This is a genomic window from Neobacillus sp. K501, from assembly GCF_053749995.1.
Genome location: NZ_JBSLYA010000004.1, coordinates 108,598 through 127,249 on the forward strand (window position 1 = coordinate 108,598; position 18,652 = coordinate 127,249).

17 protein-coding genes are annotated in these 18,652 nt (G+C 40.4%); all 17 read right to left on the reverse strand.

What is annotated here, in order from left to right; genetic code table 11:
• Window positions 1–376 precede the first annotated feature (376 nt).
• Entirely contained in the window at window positions 377–5,470 is a 5,094-nt protein-coding gene (locus ACWM35_RS11280; RefSeq protein ID WP_454818380.1) for an Ig-like domain-containing protein, read from the reverse strand.
• Between the two features lie 22 nt (window positions 5,471–5,492).
• Window positions 5,493–6,167: a hypothetical protein gene (locus ACWM35_RS11285; RefSeq protein WP_454818382.1), complete on the reverse strand. Its 675-nt coding sequence runs from the start codon at window positions 6,165–6,167 to the stop codon at window positions 5,493–5,495.
• An 11-nt stretch (window positions 6,168–6,178) separates the two neighbouring features.
• The gene (locus tag ACWM35_RS11290) at window positions 6,179–7,867 is read right to left on the reverse strand and encodes a serine/threonine protein kinase (RefSeq protein WP_454818384.1); all 1,689 of its coding nucleotides are present in this window, start codon (window positions 7,865–7,867) and stop codon (window positions 6,179–6,181) included.
• Window positions 7,868–7,883: 16 nt separating this feature from the next.
• On the reverse strand, window positions 7,884–8,651 hold the full coding sequence (locus ACWM35_RS11295) for a PP2C family protein-serine/threonine phosphatase (protein ID WP_454818386.1): 768 nt from the start codon (window positions 8,649–8,651) through the stop codon (window positions 7,884–7,886).
• A gap of 17 nt (window positions 8,652–8,668) precedes the next feature.
• Entirely contained in the window at window positions 8,669–9,880 is a 1,212-nt protein-coding gene (locus ACWM35_RS11300; RefSeq protein WP_454818388.1) for an FHA domain-containing protein, read from the reverse strand.
• A gap of 232 nt (window positions 9,881–10,112) precedes the next feature.
• Window positions 10,113–10,310 carry a hypothetical protein gene (locus tag ACWM35_RS11305; RefSeq protein WP_454818390.1) on the reverse strand — a complete coding sequence of 66 codons (198 nt, stop codon included), beginning with the start codon at window positions 10,308–10,310 and terminating at the stop codon, window positions 10,113–10,115.
• 31 nt (window positions 10,311–10,341) lie between these two features.
• The gene (locus tag ACWM35_RS11310) at window positions 10,342–11,928 is read right to left on the reverse strand and encodes an Mbeg1-like protein (RefSeq protein ID WP_454818392.1); all 1,587 of its coding nucleotides are present in this window, start codon (window positions 11,926–11,928) and stop codon (window positions 10,342–10,344) included.
• 2 nt (window positions 11,929–11,930) lie between these two features.
• Window positions 11,931–12,611: a hypothetical protein gene (locus tag ACWM35_RS11315; RefSeq protein WP_454818394.1), complete on the reverse strand. Its 681-nt coding sequence runs from the start codon at window positions 12,609–12,611 to the stop codon at window positions 11,931–11,933.
• A 112-nt stretch (window positions 12,612–12,723) separates the two neighbouring features.
• Window positions 12,724–13,455 carry a DUF5037 domain-containing protein gene (locus ACWM35_RS11320; protein ID WP_454818396.1) on the reverse strand — a complete coding sequence of 244 codons (732 nt, stop codon included), beginning with the start codon at window positions 13,453–13,455 and terminating at the stop codon, window positions 12,724–12,726.
• A 196-nt stretch (window positions 13,456–13,651) separates the two neighbouring features.
• A complete protein-coding gene (locus ACWM35_RS11325; protein ID WP_454818398.1) occupies window positions 13,652–13,957 on the reverse strand; it encodes a WXG100 family type VII secretion target in 306 nt (101 codons plus the stop codon).
• A gap of 12 nt (window positions 13,958–13,969) precedes the next feature.
• Entirely contained in the window at window positions 13,970–14,275 is a 306-nt protein-coding gene (locus ACWM35_RS11330; RefSeq protein WP_454818400.1) for a hypothetical protein, read from the reverse strand.
• 17 nt (window positions 14,276–14,292) lie between these two features.
• On the reverse strand, window positions 14,293–14,514 hold the full coding sequence (locus ACWM35_RS11335; protein WP_454818402.1) for a hypothetical protein: 222 nt from the start codon (window positions 14,512–14,514) through the stop codon (window positions 14,293–14,295).
• Window positions 14,515–14,623: 109 nt separating this feature from the next.
• Window positions 14,624–15,352, reverse strand: coding sequence for a hypothetical protein (locus tag ACWM35_RS11340; protein ID WP_454818404.1), 729 nt, complete (start codon window positions 15,350–15,352; stop codon window positions 14,624–14,626).
• A 93-nt stretch (window positions 15,353–15,445) separates the two neighbouring features.
• Window positions 15,446–17,137, reverse strand: a complete 1,692-nt coding sequence (locus ACWM35_RS11345; RefSeq protein ID WP_454818406.1) for an Mbeg1-like protein — start codon at window positions 17,135–17,137, stop codon at window positions 15,446–15,448.
• 2 nt (window positions 17,138–17,139) lie between these two features.
• Window positions 17,140–17,877 (reverse strand): hypothetical protein, encoded by a 738-nt coding sequence (locus ACWM35_RS11350; protein WP_454818408.1) that lies wholly within the window; start codon window positions 17,875–17,877, stop codon window positions 17,140–17,142.
• A 116-nt stretch (window positions 17,878–17,993) separates the two neighbouring features.
• The gene (locus tag ACWM35_RS11355; protein WP_454818410.1) at window positions 17,994–18,299 is read right to left on the reverse strand and encodes a WXG100 family type VII secretion target; all 306 of its coding nucleotides are present in this window, start codon (window positions 18,297–18,299) and stop codon (window positions 17,994–17,996) included.
• Window positions 18,300–18,321: 22 nt separating this feature from the next.
• Window positions 18,322–18,624, reverse strand: a complete 303-nt coding sequence (locus ACWM35_RS11360; RefSeq protein WP_454818412.1) for a WXG100 family type VII secretion target — start codon at window positions 18,622–18,624, stop codon at window positions 18,322–18,324.
• Window positions 18,625–18,652 lie beyond the last annotated feature (28 nt).

An 18,652-nucleotide genomic window follows, 5' to 3' on the forward strand; every position in this document is an offset into this window, starting at 1 on the left:
TTTCTCTGACCGAAGATGCAACTTTTCCTTTGTTACGGTCACTCCAGAAGGATATGACTTTCGGTTTCGGCTGGGTCTACTAAACATATAAAAAGGGAGAAGTGCGGCATAGCACTTCTCCCTTGATGATTACCTCGCAGCCTTGCAACTCGGGCAGGCAAGCAGAGTGGAATCGTATGAATCACCACACTGACGGCAAAAAACCACTCCAGCAACTGAATGTGTCGCTCCCGCTGAAGTATTTACTGCTTTTGCGTTCGAGCTTGGCTTCACTTTTTTATATATCATAATCATAACAATCATTGTAACGAGGTTAAGCAATAAACTAGCAATCATGAATATTATCATTAAAGATGAGCTTTCCAACATAGATGTTTTAACCTCCTACAACTTCTTTTTCAACAATTACTCTTCTCATTCGATGACGGTATAGGAGGAATGATGAGATTGAGATAATAACAGCCCCCACTCCACCAAGAGAGCCGGCAAACAAAGGAGTATTGTTATACCAGCGCACGATTGGATTGGTTGATACAAGCAAATCACTTACCTCTTTCGTTAATCGGTTACCTGCTGCATCAATGGCGACAATCTTAACATCCTGCTTCGCGTTATCACTCTGAATTTCAAAAGTGAAGTTCTCACCCTCCGCCTTGTGCTCGACCTTTTTACCATTTACGAAGAATTCTGTTTCATCGAGAACAAGATTGTCTTTAATCGAAACAGCGGCAGACTTCGTTTCTAACGGATATTGCTCCCCATTCTCAATATCAATCGGAACAATCACTGGAGCAGTCTTGTCGATACCAAAAGAGATTTCCGCTTTTTTCGTTTCGTCGATCGTTTCATTAATATTTCCTGCTGCATCCTCTGAGAAAAGAGCAACATTGTATCTGCCGTCACCAGCAAACAATTCCTTCTTAATCACATATTCATACTGACTCCACTGGCCTTCACCGCCAGTTTCCGTAACCGAATAATCCTTACCTTCCACCAAGTCACTAGGAGTACCGTTCTTGGTCAACTTCACTTTCACGGTTTCAGGTTTCAAGCTGTCAACATTGGTTTCGGTCAAGATGACATCGATTTCGTCCTTAACATACTTACCATCGAGATTTTTCAAAGAATCATCAAAGGCATAGACCGAACCAAAGCGATTGACGGAAAAACGAATCGTTTGTGTCGTTTCATTTCCAGCGTAGTCTGTAAGCTTAGCCGTCAATGTGTAAAGATCATCATTTTCCTTCGTCTTTTCAAAATTGTTAAACATGAATACTTGGCCGTTCGCGACTTCAGAATACTGACCATTCAGTTTTGCTTCCCCATGATTCGCACCTGTTAAGCGAATACTGGCCGCCTCTTTATTAAAATTTCTGTCAGAATAGGTAATAACCGGGGCAACATCCCCGTTATTAGCTGACTGATCTTGAACACCTGAAATCGTCAATTCAGGAGCCGTTTGGTCAACGATGAATTCTTCCATTTTATAATCGGCCGAAATATTTCCTGCCATATCCATAAAATCAATGTCAAAACTGTACTCACCATCGGCTGCATAGCGAATCGTTGCCGTGTGAACATCACCATTTGCAGTCCAACCGCTTACTTGCGGGAACGCCATTGGTTGGCCGCCTTCTGCTGCGGTGCCTGTCACCCTAATTCGTCTTGGATCAAAGTTATGCTCGGTAACCGAAATCGTCGCCGATCTTCCCGCTTTAAAGTAGTTCCCATTGGTGGCTTGATTATTATCATACGCTACCTTGATGACCGGAATGGTTTTATCAATGGTAAAGGTTTGCTGGGCGAATAATGGCGCCGCATTCCCAGCACTATCCTTATACTGGATATCAAAGGTATAATCTCCGTCCGCTGTGTACTTCACTGTTGCGGTATGAGTGGTTTTATCAGGATCTTGCGGATTTGCCTTGGTTGTCCAGCCAACTACGTTTGGAATCGTACCATCTGTATTGGTAATCTGATGGATGACATCCTCAGCCTTGAAATTACGTTCTGTAACCTCAATGGTTGCTGTCCGATCCGCCTTGTAATAATCTGCATTTTCTGCATCTGCTGAATTATTATCATAAGAAACCTGAATGGTCGGAGCCGTCTTGTCGATGCTAAAGGAAATTTCATCCTCAGACGTATTACCTGCTCGGTCCGTAACCTTTACCTTGATTACAATGTTATTGCTATTTTGGGTAACCGGAATGGTTTTCACCACTTCCGTAATCAGATTCTTATCGGTCTTCGTTATCCCCCATCCTTCTGTTTGACTATCTGCCGTAAACGATTGATCGTTATTGATCTTAAGCTTACCGCTTTGATTGTTCGCAGTATCATACGGTGCGATAACAGACCACTCAATTTCACTAAGACCCGAATACGTATCCGTCACTGTTAACTTTACATCCACATTATGGGAAAAAAGCTCTAACTGTTGCCCATCACGATTCGTTGTCTTTTCTTTTTCAAATTGAATATGGGATTCCTTAGCATGCTGTTTTTCATTCTCAATCACGGTACCATCAGGTGTTTCATATGCACCTGTGTTTTGAACATGATCCGTTGCCTTGGCAAAAATTTGCCCTTTAAACGCCTCAGGAACGTTGAATGTAAGTTCATCTGTTGTCGAAACGGGTGCAATCCCCTCAACCTCTGCCTCTGAGATTTCCTTCAAGCTGCCATCTGCCAGAACAGCAAAGTATTTCCCATTCTCATAATCTTTTAAGTAAACCGTCATCGATTTAACCTGGCTGGTGTACTCGTAATCTACCTTAGGGTCCTCCGCTGTAACCGTTACTTGTGTATGCTTATTGAAAAAGTATCCGTAATCGGTTAATTCAACAGAATCTCTTAAACTAACGTTTTCTTCTACTTTCTCATATTGCCCATTATCAGCGATTGTTGAAAAAGTAAAATCTATAATTTTTGGACTTGTTTTATCAATATAGATTGTTTTTTCTACTGTATTCGTGTTTCCCGCATTATCGATGACATTAACAGAAACATGATATTTTCCATCAATATTTTTTTCGAGATCATCCGTTTTAACGGAAGCAATAGCCGGGCGATTTTCTTTTGTTGCTGAAAAATCGTATTCCTTGTAAAGGTTGTCGTTCACATAAATGCTGACGGAATTGACCCCAGATTCATCCTCATCCAGAGTAGCACCATCTTGAACGGCAATATCAAAGGCTACATCTCCGTTATACTCGTCTCCATTGGATGCAACATTTTCCTTCGGTTGAACCGTAATTTTCGCTGAAGGGGGGTTTTTCTCAATCAAAGTGACGCCGCTGTTGTCGGCCTTCATATTTGAATTGTCCTTTGTAACAAGATAGACCTTATTGTTTTTAACATTGTCGGTAACGTCTACATGAAAAGTGCCCTTGAATTTTTCGACGTCTAATCGGAACGTTGCTTTCGCTGTTAGTCCATCTTTTTCAAAGCTATCAGCGACCATTTCTGGAACCACTTTCTCATCATTTGTTTTCAAAGTAAGTCCTTGAATACCAGAAGCGTCATCCTTTACCTTTACGGTAACTTCAATTTCTTTGTTAAAGAAAGTACCAAAAGTAAGGAAATTTAAGACACTCGCAAATTGGCTCGTATTCTTTTGAACAAAGGTTACCGCTTCTCCATTCTCGAGAGTTGGTACAGTTTTATCGATGTTGATGTTTACTTGCTTAACTTCCGATAGATTACCTGCTTTATCAACAGCCCAAATACTGTATACTCCCTGGTAATCCTTATCCTCTGTCTTGAAGCTATATCTGTTCGTTACTGGATCAAAATCTGCCTCTATACGATCCGCGTAGGAAGTGCCTTCACTGTAATAGACTTTATCAATGTCAGTGGCGTAATCAACAGTATCAAAGTTCTGTGTTCCATTTTTAATGACACCCGAAACTGTTACCAATCCGCTATACCATACTGCGTCATCCACATTTTTTTTATTTTCACCCGTTAATTGCGGCTCATCTACTATCGGGCTTTGGGTATCAAATACTAGCTTTAAGGGACTAGTAAGTTTAACTTCTCCTTCATTTTTCTCAAAGAAAAATCCCTTTGTCTTAACTAGTAATCTTTCAATAGAGGTGGATTCTGAGATCTTATACTCCTTATTCCACTGCCAAAAAGTATTAGAGGGATCAATGTCTAAATGAGTAAATGGGGCAATCGGCTTGATCCTTACATCGGCATCCTTTGAATAGATCCGGAAATTCCCATCTTCCATTGTCTGAACCGGTTCAGGTGAAATCGACACGTACTGGGACCAAGTTCCCTCTAAAAATGGTATACTAGCAAATTTTACTTCGATGGTAGTATCTGCGGTGATACTTTCAACGGTGTAAGAAAGATTATCATCATCTTTATTTTCAACAATTTTATCATTAGGAACAATTGTCCCATTAATGGTTAAGCTGTCTAATCGAAATTTCCCATATGGATTAATGGTCACAACGGCATTACCATTATAATCAACTGTTTCTTTATCGAGTTCGACTTCGCCGCCACCACCTATTACTGAGGCAGAAACTGCATAAGTATTGATTTGGAAGGTCACTTTGACATAATGATTTTGGTCAACCTCGGTAAAGGTATACGTATAATTGCCATCTTGATCCGGTTCAAAGTCAAATGGCTTGCCATCAATCACAATACCTTCGATATGATGCCCTGTTGTTGGTTTTACGGTGAAAGAGGAGTCTGAACCATGCTGAACTTGGACCGTTCCACCTTTAGTGTCAATTAGTTGATTCCCCTGATCCCTAACTTCACCGTTTTGATAGCTATCAAACGTTATCGTATAGGTTTTTAACGCGAATTCAATATCGATGTTCGTATTATCAGAAAGGGAATCAATCGTAGCTTTATATCCTACCTTCTCACTTTCTGTTAGCGTTTTTGTCTCTTCACCGATTTTCACTGCTTTAATCTCGTAATTAGCAGCTGGAGTTATTTCGACCTCAACCCTAGTGCCTTCTTCAAATGGAACAGGAGCTGTGTAATCATGGCCATTTATTATAACTAGCCCTTCACCCGTTTTATTGACGGTAACCTGATAATTTTCTTTAACCACTACCTTTTTAAGCTCTTCCGTATTCACATTATACGTATAGTGATCGGTTGTTCCTTCACTTAATAGAATCTTAAAGGGTCTTGCTTCCCCAACCGTAAATTCAAATTCATTGTTTTCTCCGAAATTTGTATCCGTTAATTCCGGAAACTGAACCACACCATTTTCATCAGTGGATCTAGTTACATCAATTGCATTATCCATGTTATGAACGTTAACCTCTACTGGATTAACCCCTTCCAGTATCTGCAAAGTGAACACATCCTGTGCCTCCCCCTCGGCAAATACCGGCAAGAGCGCTCCAGCAGGAAAGTTATAAGCAACAAGCATAATTGCAAGAACAACAGCTATTATCCGTGTCACATTCGATTTTCTCTTCCTATGCATTTCTCTCTCCCCTTGATCTCTCTTAAATTACTTCATTCGTATGTGTGACCTTGATGTCCTTTACGATCTTAAATTCAACCACTTGAATTTCGGTTACCTCCTCAGGTTCTAATTCAACGGTTGGATATAACACGGTTGTCCCCTCATCCTCTGTGAGAACCTCGGTACCATCTTCCAGTACCTCAGTTTCATTCGTAAGTAACACTTCTGTTTCATCCGCCAGTACTTCCGTGGCAGCAGACGGAACCTCATTAGCAAATAACAATGTGGTGGCCTCTGCTAGGATGACAGTCTCTTCACCAATTGGTGGAATGCTTGCTGAGGCTTGATTCACTTCTGTCAGAAAGCTTTCCACCACGTTTGTCTGGGACGTCGTTTTGGTTTGACCCACCCTATCAAATAGTTTTGATTGATGAGCAAATGCCTCTGAAGTTCCCGTTTTCCCACGACGTGACTCGACAGGCTCTGTCAAGGATCCACGTTGTATATTGAACAAATTGGGTTGATGAAGCTTATGGCCCGTAAGTTGATTTTGTTCCCGGATTTCTTGTATTTGTCTTGCTGCTGTTCTCCCCGTCAAATCTCCGATAATCGCTCGGATGTTCAGCTTAAAATAAAGGAAGATAGCCGTAGCAACAAGTACTCCTGCAAGGGAATAAGCAACAATAGAAATCGTCTGCCAAGTGGTTGCATCCATTCAAATCCCCCCTATTCGTTTCGATAAGCATGATCAATCGCTTGAGCAGTTAATTCGAAGCGGTTGATGACATCCTTTTTTATGTTTTCAGTTTTCTCAGCAGTAACCTCTACCTGTTTCGTACTTTTCTTGACGGTTTCCGTAATCTCACGGATATCATTTTCCTTTATGCCATCTAATTTAAACTTCCTCGCATACGTTTCAATCGAATACATCGTTAGTTTATAGAGTTCAAGCTTCACCATTTCACTCTCATCGGGATTCTTGTCTATTATTTTAATCAGACCCTTGATATTATCCCAATAAGGACGGTATTTTCCCTTATCAGATGCTTCTTCTATGTGAAGGGTAATTTCCTGATGGAACTTGCCGATATCTCGATAAATCGTAGCCATCTCAAAATAATCACTTTCTTTACTGCCATAGGAAACGGCATCTTCAAACCATTGAATCGAGCTTTTCATTCTTGTGATTTGGTTGTCACTATTCTCAGATTTACCATAATCATAGTAATACCAATAGATTTTCCCGACTTCAAAGGCAAGGTCTGCATATTTAGGATTTTCTCGGAAGTCTATCAGATTCCCATTTATTTTCTTCTTGAATTTTTCTTCTTCCTCAACTGAAAAAGCGGCATCACTTTTAAACGCATCGATTAATCCTAAATAAGCTTCTGTCTCGGTAGGCTTAATATCAATGGCCTGCAAATAATAGCTAACTTTATTGGCATCTGTGGAAGCTTTCTCAGCCATTTGGATATGACTGTTATAATCGGCATTATTCGTTTGGATTTTCATCACTTGACTAAAAATCCCACTGATTAAGCAGACAAGTGCCGCTCCGGTAACCATCACAAATTGGCGCAGCTTCCTTTTTTGTTTTTCCCGATAGAGGTCATCCACTTCCTCATAATGGTTCAGTGCATATAATAGCTCGGCACAAGACTGATATCGATCTTCCGGATTAAGCTGAGTACATTTTTGAATGATTCTTTCCAATCCTCCCGAAAGGCCAGGATTCCAATGGCGTATCGGGTAGAGCTCATAAGGCGGCTCACAAGGATTATGTCCTGTCACTAAATGATAAAGTGTAACTCCTAGACAGTAGACATCCGTTCGTGGATCGGTCTGTCCTTTCCCTCCGAACTGTTCCGGCGCGGCGTACCCTTTTGTCCCGAGACTGACCGTGTCTGCCAGATTCTGTTCCTTGTATTCTCTAGCAATCCCAAAGTCTATTAGTTTAATATTGCCATCGGGTTTCAGCATCACATTTGCCGGCTTCATATCACGGTAAATAATCGATGGATTACAGGTATGTAAGTAATCAAGTACTTCACAGAGCTGCTTGGCCCACTCAATCACAATATCCTGTGGCTGTGCTCCGTACTCCTCTAAAATTTTACTTAGCGGCTCGCCTTCGATATAGTCCATAATGACATAAATAACATCCGTATGGTCGATGATGTCCACAATCCGCGGCAAGGACGGGTGGTCAAGCCTTTTAATCATATTGGCTTCGGCAATCGCACTCTGAATAATGACTTCATTATTCTTATCTCTTGCTCTTTTTTCAATCTCTTTCACTGCCCACTGCTTGTTAAGACGCTTGTCCATCGCAAGATAAACTTTGGACATTCCGCCCCGCCCAACCAGCTTCAGTATTTCATATTTTCCTTCTATAACAGATCCAATCGCTGCCAACCCTTGATCCCCATCCTTACAGAATTTTAACAAGCAAAACAGAAATATTGTCCGTTTCCTGTCTTTGCTTATTAAGTTCCACCAATTCTTTTGCTTTTTGTTCCAACACGGTTTCATTCACTAGCTTCTGGGGTAAAAAGGCAGTATAGATTTCTTCCTCGGTAATTCGATGACGAAACCCATCTGAACAAAGCATATACACTTCACCAGGCTCGGGTGTTCCGGGGATAAATTGTGGCTCCACCAGCTTGGATGCACCGATACACTGCAGGAGAACATTGCGCCTTGGATCGACCCTTGCCTGTTCTGGCGTCATGGTACCCCTTCTGACTTCTCTACCAACAACGGTTTGATCATCTGTCATAATCTCTAGCTCTTGACCAATTCGATAGACTCTTGAATCACCGACATGACCAATCAGCATAAACTTGGTATCAATTAAAAGCAGTGCTGTCCAGGTTGTACCAAGCTGCATTCTTACACTCTTTCCGTACTCAGCTATTCGCTGGTTTTGCTCTTTAATGATCCGCTCCCAGCGATACTGGATATCGTTGTAGTTGTTTTTCGCAAGCAGTACAGGAAGCTCTTGATCAAACCATCTTGAAAAGGCATGGATCACACTGGCACTAGCGACTTCTCCCTTGGAAAGTCCACCCATTCCATCACAAATGACGGCTAAAACGACCTTTCCAACAGATGTTTCAGCGATTTTTATACACAGGCTGTCTTGATTGGTTGCTTTCTGAATTCCTTTATCAGTATAGGCTGCCGTTATAACTTCCATTTCAGCACCTTCCTTACTTAGATGTAAAAGACAAAGTCTTCATTTGCTAGTCTTATTTTTGTGCCTGAGAATATCTCAATCTCTTTTTTCACTTGGATTACCCGACCATCCACGTAGGTTTTATTGGTCGAGTTATGATCAATAATGTAGTATCGTTGATCCCTTGTAATGATATCTGCATGGCTGCGGCTAATCGCGTTATTATCGGAAACGAAATAATCACAATAGCTGTTCTCTTTGCCAATTCTAAACGAGGGCTTATTTACGCTGATTTTCTCCTCCGTCTTTTCCCTAATTAAGTATGGGAAGGCCAATTCATCTATCACAGCAGCACCCAGTACGGTTGTGCCTCCTACTTCCGCTGCACCGAGTACCGTCGTTTCACTAAAGCTTTGTGTTTCGGATAGCCCTAACACTTGTGAAATGTCTAAGACCTCTCCTGGCAATGGGTCAACAATATTCAATGGGGTCCCGCAGTTTGAGCAATACCTAGCCCATTCCTCTGATACCTTTTTGCAGGTGGAACAAACCTTGGATTTTGGATCATTCGTATTGCCCTGGTTTTGAAATGGGTTATAAGAGATATTACCAGTATTCGTTTTGAACTCTTTAGAAGAAGTGTTCTCCCCTCGCATCTCCGCAGACCCCGTTGGAATATGGAACTTGGTATCTACTGTTTTACCGGTGATTTCAAGAATTAATTTTTCAAAGCTATTAATGGAAAACGGGGTAAGCTTTCGGAAATATTGTAAATAAGTTCGCATATACCCATGATCTTCGTGTTTCGAAAAAACGACATGGAAGGGAAGTTCATGGAAAAACTCAGCAATCCCGCGTGGGTTTTGATTGTTCACGATCGGCCAGAAAATACATTTCACATGTTTTGTCCTGGGATCAAGAAATATGTAGTCACGGTCAAGCATAAGATTGCCGACATTCAGGGAATTCCTTTCGCATTCCTTCACAACCGCGATCATTTGAAGAATCACGTCGAAAAACATCTTCTTACTGACAACACTGTTAAAATAAGTTCTGAGTGACATCCTGTCGATAATGGAGCTTTTTAAAACGACACCTTTTTTATTCATCTCTGTCGTAACAGGAATTAAACTGTCCATTAATCCCCCTGCAATCGCGTTTAATTCACGTTCATTGATCGCCTCAGGGTTGACTAACTTATTGACCACATCATATTTATTTTTCTTAAATTCGACTGTTGCTTTCCCCATCATTATCACCTGCTTTATCATTATTTGCTCTGTTAATGGAAACGATCATTGCTCATTTGAATGTTTGAAACTTTTCCTACCCTACTCTTCTAACATTGTTAAAATATCCTGGTTTGACTCTATGGCAATACCATTTTCAATCGTTAGGATGGCACTTGATGTACAAGTGTCTAGATTTGCAAAATAATCATCTGGATACTCATAATTATCATAATAATTTCCTTTTATATCTTCAGGAGAAAATATTATCTTCAGTTCCCATCCCTATTTCTTTCTTCATGCTCTCAACTACAAATCTTTCGTTATATTTCGCCTCTAAATAACTCAATATGTCCTCTTGGTAACTCTCAGACTTCTTCATACAGCCACTCGCTACCAATAAAAAAATTATGGCTAATAAAGTCCATACTGAAATCTTAACTCTTCTCATTATAATTCGCCCTTCAACTATAAGCTTCTTCCTAAATACTCATTATTCTTTTCTCTGCTGCCTCAAACTCTCTAGCCGTATCCTGCAGATAGTTGATGACTTTATTTATCTGACCTTTCGATGGTAAATTCTCTGCAATCGCTAGATTGATAATATCCAGGAGACCCTCTGTTAAATAAAGTAAATTTAAGTCAGAATCAACGGAAAAAATACGTGCTTTTACACTTTCCAGGCGCTCAGCGAAATGGTGCAGTTTGTAGGTGTCGACTTTAATATGCGGGGTGGCTGCCACTTTCGGACCTGCTCCGAAGAGATGACTTAAGCCTTCCAAAAATGCTTTGTAGCCGGCAGCAACACCCTCGATGATTTTATTGATGACCTCACTGGCTACTTCTGCACCCTCGAGCACATCAGTAATGATAGCTTTTACACCTTCAATTACTCTTTGCGCCGTATCGGCTGTATAGGCAAGAGCATCAACGATAAAAGGTATTAAAACTTCGCCAAAAAACTCCGGGTTAATCCAACCGATTACAGCAAACGTTACCCCTACGATCACAGTCGTAGCAAATATAACTGGATGTGTGGCAAAAAACATTCCGACGTTGACGATGACCGCCCCTGCCAACAGTTTCTTTTGACCATCGGACATTGACATAATCCCTTCCACAATCCCTGTCAGCACGTGTCCGACTCCTGCCGGCAGTTCATCCATCTCCCGAGTCAAACGGCCGATACTCTTAGCGAACTCGTCCATTTCACCTTTAATGACACGTCCATACTCGTCAAGTTCAGCAAACGTCATACTATGTTTACCCATCAAGGCGCTCAGCCCATAGTCGCCATCCACAACATCCTTTGTTTTTATCGACATATAATTGGAACCTGGAACCGGATTTAAAATCGCACCTATCAAGGACCACTGATAGTGATCCATTTTCCCCGCCATATCGCGGATTCCCTCGGCATAAAGAGGATTGTTCAGAAATTCAGGAGCGAACCCAGGACCATCCCCGTTCAAGGAACGGATAATTTTCGCCCTCATTTCCGAGGGGGCGGTAATCGCCGCAAAGAACGATAAGTTGCCTCCGAGAGAGTGGCCCGCCGTGGCATATTCGTCATACTGATATTTGTCATTGATAAACTCCATATAATCAGCGGCATTTTTCTGCTGTTCCACACCAACGCCTTCGTTTAACATCTTAAAATCAGTATTTGCCCAATCTTTTTCAAACTGATTACCCTTGGATTCACTGCCTCTAAAGCCAACAATTGCATTATTGGGGCTTGTTTCAATCAAAAGGCCGTAGAACCCGGTTTCATCATTGTAATCTCTGACATTGACAACCTTCCAATTACTGTATTTTGAGTCAGGATCAGTAAGTTGATTATATAAATCCAGATCTCCTTGAGCCTTGTTAATCACAATAGGATCTTTTGTTTTCTTAGCATTTTCCAGGTCCTTTTTCAGGTCGTTACTTAATTCTATTTCATTCTTAAGAAGATTGCCCAGAGTGGGTTCTAATCCTCTATCCTTCAAATCATTAATATCCTTTTCACTAATTTCATAATATGCAAGCTGAGACACGGTAAAAAGATCCTGATCAGAATATGCCATCGTTACTGTACCTGTCTTCGCTCTTTAAATTGTTCTAATGTTACATTTAATTGGCCCGCATTGACACCAAGACCATGTCTTTTGTAACCTTCAAGTTTTTTATCAAAACCATAATAGGTCTCAGCATTTTTCTTGAAATATTCCTCCGCCTCTTGTAGGACAGCCCCGTCCGTATAGTAAATCTCCATGGAGGCATTGTAGGGAATCTGTTCCGTAAATAATTCCTGCAACACTTGATATTCTGTTTCTGCAGCTATAGAAGCCATTTTGTTTTTATCCAATAGCAAGGTAATCACCAGTGGTGTGTCTGGACTGATACTTCTAAATTTCTCTAGAGAAACAGACTTTTTATCATTTATTTCTGTACCGCCATAAGCGGCATAGACTTTTATGAAAAACTCATCCGTCAGCTCACTAATTTTACTGCTAGTAATTTGTTTGACTTCGTCTTCCACCAGCGCCTCGACGTACTGGTCAGTCATCCAAGCTCCCTCTTTTTCAACCTTAGCTTCAAACAATAAAGTTTTATTCCCCTCTGGCGCAGCGATTACCTTAAATGTGTTATTCTTTAAGGTGCCATACCCTTCACCCGATGCAAAAATATCAAACTCTTCATTGTACTTTTCTTTCAAGAGTTTTTTCGCAATTTCAGCCCGATTGGGAGTACTTGAAAAGATATGCATACAGCCGCTCACTCCTATTAACGAAATAATTGCAATAGAAAATATAAAAACTCGATTAAATTTCCCCATAATTCCTCGCCTTTCTTTATTAAAACCTTCTTTTACGGCATTGTTACTGCACCTGTCTTTGCTGTTTAAATTGATCTAATGATACATTTATTTGACCTACATTAACACCAAAGCCATTATCCTTATATCCTTCGATCAATTCGTCAAAATTACTGTAAGTCTCTGCATTTTCCTTAAAATAATCCTCTGCCTTTTTCAGGATATCCCCGTCCGTATAGTAAATTTCCGTTGCCGCATTATATGGGAGCTCTTCCAAAAATAATTCCTGCAGCACGCGATATTCTGTTTCAGCATTAATTGCTGCCATCTTGTTTTTATCCAATAGCAAGGTAATTACAAGGGGTGTATCTGGACTTATATTCCTGAATTTCTCTATGGTAACAGACTCTTTACTTTTAATTTTTGTACCGCCATAAGCGACATAGACTTTCATAAAAAATCCATCCGTCAGCTCACTGATTTTACCGCTGACAATTTGTTTAATTTCGTCTTCCACTAGCGCCTCAACATATTCATCAATCATATAGGCGCCTTCTTGTTCAACCTTAGCTTCAAATAATAAGTTATGATTACTCTTCGGGGCAGCGACGACCTTAAACGTATCATAAGGCAGGATGCCATGCCCTTCACCCGAGCTAAGAATATCAAAATCCTCATTGTATTTTTCCTTCAAGAGTTTTTTCGCGATGTCGTCACGATCGGGACCGAAAATGGAACAGCCGCTTACTCCTAAAGCTAAGAAAATCATAAGGATAAAAGTTACCATTTTTTGCATCATCATTCTCCAAATTTCGCAAAATTGCTTCTTTCGTTTCTGTATTTTTTAATGACGCATAAAGGTCTTAAAAAATAGTATTCTATATATTAACCACATGGGGTTCTTTTCAATCGTCATAAGGCGACGGCGGACCATCGCCTTTAATGGGTAAACCTAGATTTTTTATGAATATTTTTACGTTCCAAACGATTTCTTATAAACTATTAACCCAATCAAGTGCCTTCTTCTGTGCGTTTTTATATTGATCTCCTACATATCTTAATGTATCAGCATAATCCTCAAGCGTCTTTTGCAAGGCACCTGCTGTGGACGAACCATCATCAAGCTCGTTCCACTTTGATTGAAACTGTTGAAAGTCTTTGCCCTGCCAGCTTGCACCAAGCTTTGTTACCTCTTGATTTGCCTGCTTCATCTTTTGTTTTTGCTTTGCGACATAATCTTCCACCGCATCTGCCGCTTTCTCAAACTCTCTATAATCGACATCGATGAACGAACTCATTTCCATCCCTCCCTATTTGAAAGCATCTGCTAGGCTTGTATTCCCCGTTTCCGTCACATTGTAGCCGTCTGACACCTGCTGTTTTAGGAAGTTCGTATAGTCCTGCATCACCTTAAACCGGCTATCTTTAAAATTGTTCTGAACAGAATAGAATTTGCCAATCACCACATGAGAGGCGCGGCTGTTCCATCTACCATTTAAACGTTGAATCGCCTTTTCAAGTCTTTCAAACTCGTGATCTATATCCTGGTTTAATTCGCCTATCCGATCAGCCGCCGCCACTACCTTATTTGTATCGACTTGAATTTGATTTGACATCTTCTTACCCCCTTAAATCAGCTTTTTTCCTTTTTGCTTAAAAATGCTTCGGAGAGATTGGAAGGATTGACCCTGCCTAATGCTCTCCTCGCACGCTCGCACTCATCAATAAAATCACCAATCTTATTGGCGGCTCTTTCGCTGCCGATGCCCTCAAACCCAGATGCGAGTCCGGATTTAATACTTTCAAGCTCTCGTATAATGCTGCTTAATTCAGATTTGATCGTGCCTAACCCCATTTTCTCCTCACCTCATCTAAATGCTCATAATTCGTTTTTCTGCTGACCTAGTTCCCTATGACATCAAATTTCCGCTGTTGGTCAATAAATTCTTTTTTATTTCACAACGCTAATCATCAACCTTACTACCCTGATGAATATGAAAACCTTCAGAATCGATATATAATTTCATCTCATCTAGTACTTCATAATCCACATACATACTATTTGATATTTCAGATAGCTCTTTGAATTTTTTTAAACAGGCTTGGTAATCCTCCTTTGAAATAACATGAATATTAACCTGGAAAGTTGTATTTAAACCAGCCTTATAAACAGCCTGTAATGCCTTTTCAAATGATTCAGCAGTTACATTAGTCGTTTCCTTCACAATCATATCAGCTGAAAAATATTCTGGTTTGTAAGTTTTCACAAACTCTTCTAATGAAATTTCCGTGTTAGATTCTGAAAAACTATCCGCATCCATCACTAGAGTGTTTGACTCACCCTCAATCCCTGCAGATTCTAGTTCTTTCTTTAAAACTTGATTTAATGAATCACTTATTAAACGTGGAATATAGTTATCAGCTACCAGCTCTCCATTTTTATCCACAACAGCTTTGATGACTAAACTCTCATTATCAAAGGGATGCCCATAAGTAGTAGTTTCGGTTTCTTTAGCCTCTGTTCCATTACCGCCGCCTATATGGGTTACTTTGAATTCTTTCTTATATTTTTCCTTCAGCAATTTTTCGACATCTTCTGCCTTCCGCGTTTCTATATCACTACAGCCTAGCAAACTTAAAATCGAAATGGCGATAACAGGCACACTCACTTTTATAAGAAATTTCTTAAACATATTTTTCCTACTCTCTTCCATAGCCGATTTAGATTATTTTTACCATAGAAGAATTATTTTGAATTAAGACTAAGGACGAGACGACCACTTATCCTAAATGCTCATAATTCGTTTTTCTGCTGCTTCAAACTCCGCAGCTGTATCCTGAAGATAGTTGATGACTTTATTCATCTGGCCCTTTGTTGGTAAATTTTCCGCAATCGCTAAATTGATAATATCCAGAAAGCCCTCTGTTAAATATAGGATATTCAAGTCAGAATCAACAGAAGAAATACGTGCTTTTAGGCTTTCTAGACGCTCTGCGTATTGGCGCAGCTTGTAAGTATCAATTCTAATATGAGGAGTTGCAGCGACCTTCGGACCCGCTCCGAAAAGATGACTTAAACCGTCCATAAATGCTTTGTAGCCATTCTTGAGCATATTCCCGAATTCCGCCAGTCTTTCCTTCGACCAGTTCACGAATTTCCCAACCGTTTCCGTCACGAAGTCAAGTGCTTTCGGAATAAAATCATTAATCATATAATCCACAAATGCTTCAATTTGGTCCATGATAAAGTCATAGGCAATCACCGCCGCTACAAAGACGGCCGCCACGATAACGACACCAATAACTAATTTTACGAGGGCAGCGGTTACGGCAACGGCTGCTACTGCCGTTCCTACTGGACCTAAGGCGATGGCAATCCCTGCTAAACCACCTGCTATCGTTGCCACTACTGTTTTCCCAGCTGTAGTTAACTTTCCGTCTTTAAATAGAGCATCTTTTAGCGCCCATCCTGCTCCGGTAATTGCGACCAAGGCCGTAGTGAATAAGGCTGCAGCCTCTGGACTGACAAGGCGATCCATTCCCTGAGTAAATGGAGAAGTAATGTATTTTGATAGTGCCGTTGATAGGGCTGATGGTTGGTCAGTGGTGACAATGCTGCCGTCAGGATTAAATTTGACATTCTCCGTACCGTGCTGGACAGCGCCTTTCCCGATTAATTCAGAAAAAAAGTAATTAATCCCATCTACACGCTGCATCAATCCGCCAACTAAAGATTGCTCCACATGATCCATGTCGACGGTGCCTGTGGCCATCTCAATATATTCTTTATATTTCTCTATATATTCTTGAGTAAATCCAGGTCCATCATAACTGATGGTTCTGTCGATCCTGTCAATGACTCCCAGTTCTGCAGCATAGAAGGTGGAATGCTCTGCAAGATTCCCCCCTAAAGAATGCCCCGCAAAGGTAATATTATCGTATTTTTCAAAGTAGCCCATTTCCTTCAATTCTCTTAAAAATGCATTTGCATCTTGCTGCTGATCTGTCACTCTGCCTTCTAGAAGCGCAAGGTCAGCATTAATCCAATCTTGATGGATATTTTGTAATTCATTGGGTGCTTCGCTTCCGCGGAAAGATACAATTAACCCTTTATCGGTTTCAATAACGACACCATAAAAGCCGGATTGTCCAGGGTTATTTCGATCAAACGTATGAGCTATTTTCCAATCCAATGCGTGATCGGGGAGATTATTGATTTTATCAGCACTTAAGCTGATACTCTGGTCACCTTTCGTATCTTTTCCAGCAACAAGATGATCATAGGACTTTGCGTCTCCTCGTCCTTCTGGCTGTATTTTCAAAAGATCTCCAACCGTATTCCCCTGATTGTTTCCTGCACCGGTGGAACCGGGAATTTGTTTACGACCATTGTCTTTTAGGACTTCTAGATCTAGATATGCGATATCCGTGGCAAATTTTAGGTCTTGGTCTGTTAAAGAGCTCTTATCTGCTGCCAATATTACTCACCGTCCTCAGCAACGCCTGCTTTAGCATAATTAAACCCATTTGCATCCACTACAGCGTCAATCTCTTCTACTACGTTGTAATCACGAAACCATGAACTAGAAACTTCTGGTAGTACTTTGAATTTTTCTAGGCATTCCTCATACTCATCTGCAGAGATAACCCGGATACCTACTTGGTAATCGGTATTTAAGCCTGCTTCATATACAGCCCTTAACGCAGATTCAAAAAGTTCTGGTGTTAAGTCAGGTGTTTCCTTCACAATCATATGGCCGGAAAAATATTCTGGTTTATAGTTGGTCACATAATCATTTAAAGAGATATCCGGGTTAGTCTCTGTGAAACTAGATTTTTCATTATTCATAACGAAAGTGTACGTATCACTTTCAATTCCTTTCGAGGCTAGTTCCTCTTTTAAAATTTGATTTAATTGATCACTGATAAGACGCGGGATATAGCTGTCGGAAACCAACTCTTCATCTTTATTCATTACGGCACTAAAAACAACATTTTCCTTATCAGAAGGGTGTAAATAAGTCGTTACCGTATCATTACTCGCTGTTCCATAGCGCTCACCAATATGGGTCGCTTTAAATTCTTGGTCATATTTTTCCTTTAATATTTTTTCGACATCAGCTGCCTGTTGCTTATCAATTTCACTACAGCCGATTAAACTGAAAATGGATAGCGCCATTACAACCCCACTCACCTTTTTTAATATATTTTTCAGCAAAGTTATCCCTTCTTTCCTCAGAGCCAATTGGGAATATCTATTTACACCCTCCATGAGAGTTGTTTTCAGAATGTGACTAAAGACGACGGGTATCCATCGCCTTTAGATTTTAATTTTTATTTAAATGCGTCAGCTAAGTTTGTATTGGCCGTTTCTGTTTCGAAGTAGCCTTGGTCAACATTCATTCGTAGAAATTTTACATAGTTATCTAGAATGTCTTGATAGTTTTGGAAGTATTTTGCTGCGAAGCTATCATAAGCTCCAACCGTTGCCTGGGATGCTTCCCCTTCCCAAACGTTAGATAAATTTTGAATTGTTTTTTGGCTATTTTTTAACTCTTCTGCCAATCTAGTATTTAATCCCTCGATTTGTGTGGCAATATCACCAACTTGAGCAGTACTTACTTTAATATGTCCAGCCATTTCTCCCACTCCTTTCAAATAATTAGTTTGTTAGTTTTCTTACCTGAACGGTGTTGCTATCTTGAATCGATGCATAATTAGCTCTTTGTGTTTCAAGTGTTTGGCTTGCTGTTAATAGCTTGTCAGCCATGCTTTTCAAGTCATCGTTGAAGCCATTGATTTGGTCAACAAAGGCAAGGTTGTCTTCCCCTTCCCATGCTTCTCCCATTGTGCTTGCAGCCTGCATAAGTTGTGTGTAAATGCTTGTGTAAGACTCGGATAACTCAGCAAGCTTCTTTGAAGCTGTTTCAAGATCTTGTGGAGTAACTTTAATACGTTTTCCCATGTTCCTTTTCCCCTTTCGATTTGTATTA

Excerpts from the sequence above, each read along its gene's own strand:
- ACWM35_RS11280 (WP_454818380.1), bottom strand. The coding sequence starts at position 5,470 with ATGCATAGGAAGAGAAAATCGAATGTGACACGGATAATAGCTGTTGTT.
- ACWM35_RS11285 (WP_454818382.1), bottom strand. The coding sequence starts at position 6,167 with ATGGATGCAACCACTTGGCAGACGATTTCTATTGTTGCTTATTCCCTT.
- ACWM35_RS11295 (WP_454818386.1), bottom strand. The coding sequence starts at position 8,651 with ATGGAAGTTATAACGGCAGCCTATACTGATAAAGGAATTCAGAAAGCA.
- ACWM35_RS11300 (WP_454818388.1), bottom strand. The coding sequence starts at position 9,880 with ATGGGGAAAGCAACAGTCGAATTTAAGAAAAATAAATATGATGTGGTC.
- ACWM35_RS11305 (WP_454818390.1), bottom strand. The coding sequence starts at position 10,310 with ATGAGAAGAGTTAAGATTTCAGTATGGACTTTATTAGCCATAATTTTT.
- ACWM35_RS11310 (WP_454818392.1), bottom strand. The coding sequence starts at position 11,928 with ATGGCATATTCTGATCAGGATCTTTTTACCGTGTCTCAGCTTGCATAT.
- ACWM35_RS11315 (WP_454818394.1), bottom strand. The coding sequence starts at position 12,611 with ATGCATATCTTTTCAAGTACTCCCAATCGGGCTGAAATTGCGAAAAAA.
- ACWM35_RS11320 (WP_454818396.1), bottom strand. The coding sequence starts at position 13,455 with ATGCAAAAAATGGTAACTTTTATCCTTATGATTTTCTTAGCTTTAGGA.
- ACWM35_RS11325 (WP_454818398.1), bottom strand. The coding sequence starts at position 13,957 with ATGAGTTCGTTCATCGATGTCGATTATAGAGAGTTTGAGAAAGCGGCA.
- ACWM35_RS11330 (WP_454818400.1), bottom strand. The coding sequence starts at position 14,275 with ATGTCAAATCAAATTCAAGTCGATACAAATAAGGTAGTGGCGGCGGCT.
- ACWM35_RS11335 (WP_454818402.1), bottom strand. The coding sequence starts at position 14,514 with ATGGGGTTAGGCACGATCAAATCTGAATTAAGCAGCATTATACGAGAG.
- ACWM35_RS11340 (WP_454818404.1), bottom strand. The coding sequence starts at position 15,352 with ATGTTTAAGAAATTTCTTATAAAAGTGAGTGTGCCTGTTATCGCCATT.
- ACWM35_RS11355 (WP_454818410.1), bottom strand. The coding sequence starts at position 18,299 with ATGGCTGGACATATTAAAGTAAGTACTGCTCAAGTTGGTGATATTGCC.
- ACWM35_RS11360 (WP_454818412.1), bottom strand. The coding sequence starts at position 18,624 with ATGGGAAAACGTATTAAAGTTACTCCACAAGATCTTGAAACAGCTTCA.